At 59.9% G+C, this 8,196-nt stretch carries 9 protein-coding genes; 5 read left to right on the forward strand and 4 right to left on the reverse strand.

Annotation, left to right across the window (positions count from 1 at the left end; translation table 11 throughout):
- Positions 1-25: 25 nt before the first annotated feature.
- Both selD and mnmH read left to right on the forward strand, forming a co-directional pair.
- Positions 26-1,060 (forward strand): selenide, water dikinase SelD, encoded by a 1,035-nt coding sequence (gene selD, locus M2397_RS27530; RefSeq protein ID WP_131700005.1) that lies wholly within the window; start codon positions 26-28, stop codon positions 1,058-1,060.
- Positions 1,060-2,160 (forward strand): tRNA 2-selenouridine(34) synthase MnmH, encoded by a 1,101-nt coding sequence (gene mnmH, locus M2397_RS27535; protein ID WP_145337088.1) that lies wholly within the window; start codon positions 1,060-1,062, stop codon positions 2,158-2,160. The genes selD and mnmH overlap by 1 nt, the downstream gene beginning before the upstream one ends.
- Here the strand turns inward: mnmH and M2397_RS27540 are convergent.
- Both M2397_RS27540 and M2397_RS27545 read right to left on the reverse strand, forming a co-directional pair.
- The gene (locus M2397_RS27540; protein WP_092489737.1) at positions 2,150-3,205 is read right to left on the reverse strand and encodes a permease; all 1,056 of its coding nucleotides are present in this window, start codon (positions 3,203-3,205) and stop codon (positions 2,150-2,152) included. The genes mnmH and M2397_RS27540 overlap by 11 nt on opposite strands.
- A 45-nt stretch (positions 3,206-3,250) precedes the next feature.
- On the reverse strand, positions 3,251-3,952 hold the full coding sequence (locus M2397_RS27545) for a histidine phosphatase family protein (protein WP_259244821.1): 702 nt from the start codon (positions 3,950-3,952) through the stop codon (positions 3,251-3,253).
- Between the two features lie 255 nt (positions 3,953-4,207).
- Between M2397_RS27545 and M2397_RS27550 the strand changes: the two genes are divergently transcribed.
- The 3 genes from M2397_RS27550 to hemB all read left to right on the forward strand — a co-directional run bounded on the left by M2397_RS27550 (position 4,208) and on the right by hemB (position 6,845).
- On the forward strand, positions 4,208-4,906 hold the full coding sequence (locus tag M2397_RS27550) for a glutathione S-transferase N-terminal domain-containing protein (protein WP_167656648.1): 699 nt from the start codon (positions 4,208-4,210) through the stop codon (positions 4,904-4,906).
- Between the two features lie 3 nt (positions 4,907-4,909).
- Positions 4,910-5,752: a PhzF family phenazine biosynthesis protein gene (locus tag M2397_RS27555; protein WP_131700000.1), complete on the forward strand. Its 843-nt coding sequence runs from the start codon at positions 4,910-4,912 to the stop codon at positions 5,750-5,752.
- A gap of 118 nt (positions 5,753-5,870) precedes the next feature.
- Entirely contained in the window at positions 5,871-6,845 is a 975-nt protein-coding gene (gene hemB / locus M2397_RS27560) for a porphobilinogen synthase (protein ID WP_131699999.1), read from the forward strand.
- 106 nt (positions 6,846-6,951) lie between these two features.
- On the opposite strand, the gene M2397_RS27565 is transcribed toward hemB, so the two are convergent.
- Positions 6,952-7,311, reverse strand: coding sequence for a hypothetical protein (locus M2397_RS27565; protein ID WP_259244822.1), 360 nt, complete (start codon positions 7,309-7,311; stop codon positions 6,952-6,954).
- Positions 7,308-8,196, reverse strand: an 889-nt coding sequence (locus M2397_RS27570; protein WP_259244823.1) for an RHS repeat domain-containing protein, incomplete at its 5' end; no start/stop codon positions are given. The genes M2397_RS27570 and M2397_RS27565, both read right to left, overlap by 4 nt.

An 8,196-nucleotide genomic window follows, 5' to 3' on the forward strand; every position in this document is an offset into this window, starting at 1 on the left:
CCCACTTGATAGCTTGAGGTCCACCATGAACGAGCCGATTCGCCTTACCCAGTACAGCCATGGCGCGGGTTGTGGCTGCAAGATTTCGCCCCAGGTGCTGGAAGTGATCCTGGCTGGCAGCGGCGCGCAGAACCTCGACCCCAACCTGTGGGTGGGCAACGCCTCTCGCGATGACGCGGCGGTGTACGCCATCGACGACGAGCGCGGCGTAGTCTCCACCACTGACTTTTTCATGCCGATTGTCGATGACCCCTTCGACTTCGGCCGCATCGCCGCCACCAACGCCATCAGTGACATCTACGCCATGGGCGGCGACCCGTTGATGGCCATCGCCATTCTTGGCTGGCCGGTGAACGTGCTGGCGCCGGAGATCGCCCGTGAAGTGATCCGTGGCGGCCGCTCGGTGTGCGACGAAGCTGGTATTCCCCTGGCGGGCGGGCACTCCATTGACGCTCCCGAGCCGATTTTCGGCCTGGCCGTCACCGGCATCGTGCAAAAACGCCATATGAAGCGCAACGACACCGCCACCGTGGGTTGCCGCCTGTACCTGACCAAACCGTTGGGAATCGGCATCCTCACCACCGCCGAAAAGAAGGGCAAGTTGCGTGAGGCGGATATCGGCCTGGCCCGTGACTGGATGTGCACCCTCAACAAACCCGGCAGCCGTTTCGGCAAGTTGGCCGGTGTGACGGCAATGACGGATGTCACCGGTTTCGGCCTGTTGGGCCACCTGGTGGAGATGGCGGACGGCAGCGCTGTGACCGCACGCATCGAATATGACAAAGTGCCACGTCTGCCCGGAATCGAGGACTACCTGGACCAGGGCTGCATGCCGGGCGGTACGTTGCGCAACTTCGACAGCTACTCGAGCAAACTCGGGCGCCTGCAGGAATTGCACAAACGCGTGCTGTGCGACCCGCAGACCAGCGGTGGCCTGCTGATCGCCGTGACCCCGGAAGGCGACGCAGAATTCCACGCGGTCGCCGCCGAGCTGGGCCTGGACCTTGAGCCCATCGGCGAACTGGTTGAGCGACAGACCCACGCGGTAGAGGTGTTTTGATGGCAACTGACATCACCGATTACCGCGACATTTTCCTCAACGACCGGCCGATGATGGACACCCGTGCACCGGTCGAATTCGCCAAGGGCGCGTTCCCAGGCGTGATCAACCTGCCGTTGATGACCGATGACGAGCGTCAACGCGTCGGCACCTGCTACAAGCAGCAGGGCCAGCAAGCCGCCATTGTGCTGGGGCATGAGCTGGTGTCGGGGGCGATCAAGGCTGAACGTATCGAACAATGGGCGCGGTTTGCCCAGGCCAATCCCGATGGTTTCTTGTACTGCTTCCGTGGCGGGCTGCGTTCGCAGATCGTGCAGCAATGGTTGAAGACCGAAGCCGGTATCGAGTACCCACGGGTCGGCGGTGGCTACAAGGCCATGCGGACCTTCCTGCTGGAGACCCTTGACCAGGCGGCAGCCCAATGTGATTTCGTGCTGCTGGGTGGCATGACCGGCACCGGCAAGACCGAAGTGCTGGGCCAGTTGCGCAACGCCCTGGACCTGGAAGGCCATGCCAACCATCGCGGTTCCAGCTTCGGCAAGCGCGCCACCGTGCAACCTTCCAACATCGACTTCGAAAACCGCCTGGCGGTGGACCTGCTGAAAAAACGCGCGGGCGGTATCGAGCAGTTTGTGGTCGAGGATGAAAGCCGCATGATCGGCAGCTGCGCGCTGCCGTTGCCGTTGCACAAGGGCATGCAGACCTTTCCGATGGTGTGGCTGGAAGACAGCGTCGAAGGCCGCGTCGAGCGCATCCTGCGCGACTACGTCGTTGACCTGTGCGCGGAGTTCATCGCGGTATTTGGTGAGCAGGGCCAGGCGTTGTTTGCCGAACGCCTGACCCAGAGCCTGGCCAATATCCACAAGCGCCTGGGCGGCGAGCGCTTCCAGCGGTTGCAGGCGATCATGCAGGATGCCCTGGCGGAACAGTTGCGCAGCGGCGCCGTGGACCTGCATCGCGCCTGGATTGAAGGGCTGTTGCGCGAGTATTACGACCCGATGTACGCCTTCCAGCGTGAAAGCAAAGGCGCACGGATCGAGTTTGCGGGAGAGCAGGGCGCCGTCACGGCCTATCTGCGCGAGCGCGCCTTTAGAGGATAAACGCGCCGATCAACCCGCACACCACGCCTACCAGCATGGTCAGCCCGGCCACCGTCACCAGGACCCGCGCATCGAAATCCTTGCGCAGCATCAACAGCGACGGCAGGCTCACGCTGGGCAGGGTCATCAGCAGGGCCACGGCGGGACCTGTGCCCATGCCCAGGGTCATCATGGTTTGTACGATGGGGATCTCTGCCGCTGTAGGAATTACGAACAGCGTGCCGACAATTGCCAGGGGCACCAGCCATACCAGGCTATTGGTCATGGCGCCGTCCACATGGGGGAACAGCCAGACCCGCGCGGCGCCGAGTACCAGCACCGCCAGGATATAGATCGGTATGGTGCTCCAGAACAGCTGCCACAGGGTACGCAGCCACCGACTGAAGAACGGTTGCGCTTCGACCTGGCTGGCCTCGGCCACGGCGTCCAGTGCGACTTCCGGCACCTGATCCGGCCGCGCGATGCGCTGCGCCACCAGCGACACACCCACCACCAGCACAATGCCCGCCACCAGCCGCAAGGCGGTAAAGCCCCAGCCCAGTACAAAGCCCATGAACACCAGCGTCGCCGGGTTCAGCACCGGGTTGGCAATCCAGAAGGCCAGTGCCGCACCCACCGACACTTGCTGGCGGCGCATGCCCGCCGCGACGGGGGCCGCGCAGCAACTGCACATCATCCCCGGCAAGGCGAACAGCCCGCCGCGCAGGGTCGAGCCCAGCCCGGCACGGCCAAACAGGCGCAGCAACCAGTCTCGGGGGATCAGCACTTGCAGCAACGAGCCGAGAATCACCGCCAGTACGGCGGCTTTCCAGATCGCGAGGAAATACACCTGGGCATAGGCCAGCGCCGCTGCCAGGGGCGAGCTTTGCTGATCGTTGAGGATCGAGGCGCCGATGCTGTGGTTGTCAGCGGCAACAAACGCCTTGAAGTAGTAGGGCGACCACTTCACGTAGTAGAGGCCGACGCAGGCCACCAATAGGAAGAGGGCAGGTTTCCACCAGAACGACCAGCCCCGGACGGGCTGGGTGGAGGCGAGGTTGGGCATGGGGGAGGGTCCGCAGATGAGTCAATAGCGGTGCATCATACGCCCTCAGCTATCGGCACTCACCTGTGTTGGCTGCGGGCAGGTTTCGTCACCGTCGTTCAAGCCCTGCTTGTAGTTGCGGCTGAGCAGCGAGGCTTTGCCGTTGTGCCAGGTCAGCGTCAGTACATACAGCGTGTCGTAGTCGCTGCCGGACCAGTCGTCGGTAATCGTGTGTTTTTCGCCGGAGGCCTCACTTGCCACCTTGTTGATCAGTTCCGGCAGGTAGCCGTGGGACCACGCGGTGTAGATGGTGGCATTGTGGTATTTGTCTTCCACCAGCTCGTCGGCCAGGTCGCTGGTGTCGTTGGCCGAGAATTTGATGTTCACCGGCAGGCCCAACTTGATGGCGCTGGGGCTGATGGTCATCAACGGGCGAATATAGCTGTAGGAATTGTCCAGCTCACCTTCCTCGACATTGCGGGTCGGGTTGGCGGCAAACACGAAGTTGGCCTTGCCGAATTTTTCCGGCAGCAAGGTGGCCAGGTTCATTGCTCGGTTCAAACCCTGGCAATTGAGTTGGCCCAGGCCGCCGGCAGGTTTTTCGGCGTGGCGCAGGAACACCAGGGTTTGTACGCCGTCCACCGGTTGGGCGCGGCTTTCGCGGGCGTCGAGGGCGGCGACCATGGCGCCGCTCACCAGCAAAAGTGGCAACATGATGTAAGAATACTGTTTGAGTCGTTGCACAAGGCGCGGAGGCTTGATCTTCATTATAGGTTCGAGTCTTCGTGCGTCACGTTAAGGCGGACAAGCCTGGCCCCAGTGACGCCTGGGGGCGTCCTGCGGTGTTCCGTGTCGATATAGCGAGGTGCCTCCATTCACCGTTTGGGCGCACTTAAGAGTGCACTCGGGCGTATTGGTTCGCCCATGCGGGATAATAGCCGGGGGATGTTGCGCATTGATGACCCATGCAGGACACCGCTCAGATGACTATCATGGGGGCTTTCTGCCTCAGGGATCATCTCGATGAACTCAATCGCCGCCTTCCCGATCAACAGTAAATGGCCCGCCGAGCATCCGGAGCGCCTGCAACTGTACTCGCTGCCCACGCCCAACGGGGTAAAAGTCTCGATCATGCTCGAAGAACTGGGCCTGCCTTATGAGGCGCACAAGGTCAGTTTCGAGACCCAGGACCAGTTTTCCCCCGAGTTCCTGTCCCTGAATCCCAACAACAAAATCCCCGCGATCATCGACCCCGACGGCCCGGCCGGCCGGCCGCTGGCACTGTTCGAGTCCGGCGCGATCCTGATCTACCTGGCAGAAAAAACCAGCCAGTTGCTCTCCGAAGATCCGGCGACACGTTATGAAACGATTCAATGGCTGATGTTCCAGATGGGCGGCATCGGCCCCATGTTCGGCCAGCTGGGGTTCTTCAACAAATTTGCCGGCAAGGCCTACGAAGACAAACGCCCCCGCGACCGTTATGCCGCCGAATCCCGGCGCTTGCTGGAGGTGCTGGAAAAGCGCCTGCTCGGCCGCACCTGGATCATGGGTGATGACTACAGCATCGCCGACATCGCCACCTTCCCCTGGATTCGCAACCTGATCGGGTTCTATGAATCGGGCGATCTGGTCGGCATTGCCGACTTCCCTAACGTGCTGCGCGCGCTGGACGGCTTCGTCGCCCGGCCGGCGGTTATCCGTGGCCTGAGTATTCCGAACTGACGTATGCCGACTTTCGATTTCAAACAACTGGATGTCTTCAGCAGCGTGTCGCTCAAGGGCAACCCGCTGGCCGTCGTCCTGGGTGCTGACAGCCTCAGCGACCAGCAGATGGCCGACTTTGCCAAGTGGACAAACCTCAGTGAAACCACGTTTTTGCTGACACCGCGCGATCCTCGGGCAGACTACCGGGTGAGGATCTTTACGACCTTGCACGAGTTGCCGTTTGCCGGGCACCCGACGCTGGGCAGTTGCCATGCGTGGCTCAAGGCTGGAGGCCTGCCGAAAGGCGAGGAGATTATCCAGGAATGTGAAATCGGCCTGGTGCGTATTCGTCGTCAAGGCCATGAGCTGGCGTTTATTGCGCCGCCGTTGATGCGCTCCGGCGCTGTGGACTCCGCGTTGTTGGAGCGTGTTCGCCTCGGACTGGGCCTGGCGCCGGGGGCTATCGTGCGCAGCCAGTGGGTCGACAATGGCGCGGGGTGGCTCGCGTTGATGCTGGCTGAGCGTGATCAAGTCCTGGCTTTGCAGCCGGACTATTCGCAACTGCTGGGACTGGCCGTCGGCGTGATTGCACCTTGCAACCCTGCTCGCGACGATGTGGACGCGCAGTTTGAGGTGCGTGCCTTTGTCGCGGGCGACGGGGCCCAGGAAGACCCGGCCACCGGCAGCCTGAATGCTGGCGTCGCGCAATGGCTGCTCAGCGAAGGACTCGCGCCTGATTGCTACGTGGCCAGCCAGGGCACGGCCATGGGGCGTGCGGGGCGTATTCGCGTCGAGCGCCAGGGCGATGAAATCTGGGTCGGCGGAGCCGTCGCGGTGTGCATCGAAGGGCGTCTACAGCTCTAGATCAATACATTATTACGGCCCCCGCAATACACTGTTGGCCCCTTGGCGTTTGTACTGCCGGGGCCTTGGGGCATAAGCTTTCGCCCCAAAGATTTTCAGCCACTTTTTCAGGACAGCCATGACCAGCCAGTTCCCCCAAGCCCGCCCCCGTCGCCTGCGCCGCTCCCCGGAGCTGCGTGGCTTGTTCCAGGAAACCGAGTTCACCCTCAATGACTTGGTGCTGCCGATTTTCGTCGAAGAAGAAATCGATGACTTCGTGCCGATCACCAGCATGCCCGGCGTGCAACGCATCCCGGAAAAGAAGCTGGCTGCTGAGATCGAGCGCTATGCCCGTGCCGGTATCAAGTCGGTGATGACCTTCGGCGTGTCCCACCACTTGGACGCCAGCGGCAGCGACACCTGGAAAGAACACGGCCTGGTCTCGCGGATGTCCTCGATCATCAAGAACGCGGTGCCGGAAATGGTCGTGATGTCCGACACCTGCTTCTGCGAATACACCGACCACGGCCATTGCGGGGTGATGCACGGTGCCCACGTCGACAACGACGCGACCCTGGTCAACCTCGGCAAGCAAGCCGTTGCCGCCGCCCGCGCCGGAGCCGACGTGATCGCCCCTTCGGCTGCCATGGACGGCCAGGTCCAAGCCATCCGCCGCGCGTTGGATGAAGCCGGCTTCACCCATATCCCGATCATGGCCTACTCGACCAAATTCGCCTCGGCCCTCTACGGCCCATTCCGCGAAGCCGGCGGCAGCGCGCTCAAGGGCGACCGCAAAAGCTACCAGATGAACCCGATGAACCGCCGCGAAGCCGTGCGCGAATCGCTGCTGGACGAACAGGAAGGCGCGGACGCACTGATGGTCAAGCCGGCCGGTGCCTACCTCGACATCATCCGCGACATCCGCGAAGCCTCGCGCCTGCCAGTGGCGGCGTACCAGGTCAGCGGCGAATACGCGATGATCAAGTTCGGCGCCCAGGCGGGGGCGATTGATGAGGATCGGGTCGTGCGTGAGACGTTGGGGTCGATCAAGCGTGCGGGGGCAGATTTGATCTTCACCTACTTCGCGATGGACTTGGCGTTGGCTGGGATCTAAGGGCAGTGCAAAACCTGTGGTGAGCGTGCTCGCCACAGGGGAGTGTGGTTTATCTGGGAGGCGGTGATTTGTTTTTAGATAACGCTTTAACGACCGGCCAATCGTTTCAATTTCTGAACGCTGCTTCGCTTTTATAAGTGTTGAGACATTTTAGTAACACTGTCATAAAGTGTCTTTTGTCAATTATGTCGTCCTCGAAATAGGTGTCGAACAAGTAAAAAACAGATTCGAAGTCTTCGTCTGTCGACAGATAATGCTCGATCGTTTCTATGAACCAAAGCTGCTCATCTTCTCGGTATGATAAAAACTCCGGCTTGGTTAAAATATCAAAAAGCTCTGAAAGCTCAGTTTCATCATTGATGTTTTTTGATGCTATGGTTTCTTCTCGCTCTAAATTTTTTGTATTTTCTATGCAGTAAGTGAATAGCAGGCCTCTCAATATTTCCAAGTCTGGTTTCTTTTTCATTCTTCGAACTCCGTATAAGCAGTGATTGGTTTTCCGTCTCTGTTTAAATGCACAACGGCTTTTGACTGCTTTCCATATATAAGTCCCTCTCTTTTATACCCCTCACCGACAATTTTTCCCATGTCCATTGGTTTTGGGGATTGCGCTCTGCCATTCAGTTTGAATATTAAAATAGCTCGTTCAATTGCATTGAATTGATCTCTGTGACTAAGAAAGTGCGTAGCTGCGCTTGGTGGTCTGGGTTGTCCCGCGTTTCTCCCTCTATCGAAGGTCTCGATTTCGCCGGTGGTGGGGTTCCTAGCTGTTTCTACTCGTTCAAGTTGAGATATTAATGATGTTTGAGCTCCGTGTTTTTCTAGGAAGTGCGCTCCCGGAATTGACGTTTCCAACTCCGATAGATGTCGGTGAATATTTGACTCCGCAAGCTCATCAATTCTTGCCTGTCGTTCCGCACGTGTTAGTTGCGGTAAAGCGGGTTCTCCGTGATTGACACTTTCCGTGGGCGTCGGAACGCTCGTGCTTGGCTTACATCCATCCCCACCTGGGCATGTGCTTAAGCCTAACGGATCCACCCATCCCGTAGGATTGGGCACGTATTGGTAGGCGTTAATCCCACCCGCCAACTTCACCGGATCAGGCGTCAGGTAGCGACCGACATCCGGATTGTAGTAGCGATGACGGTTGTAGTGCAGCCCGCTTTCCTGATCAAAGTACTGCCCCTGAAACCGTAGCGGGTTGTCGATTTTGCCTTTGTCGAGACGGCTGATCTGGCCGTAGGCGCGGTAGTGCACGGACCAGACGATTTCGCCGTCGGGGTCGGTCAGTTCCTGCGGCGTGCCGAGGTGGTCGAGTTGGTAGTGGTAGGGCTTGGTGTCTTTTGGGCCG

The sequence above is a fragment of the Pseudomonas sp. BIGb0381 genome, assembly GCF_024809815.1.
Taxonomy (GTDB): domain Bacteria; phylum Pseudomonadota; class Gammaproteobacteria; order Pseudomonadales; family Pseudomonadaceae; genus Aquipseudomonas.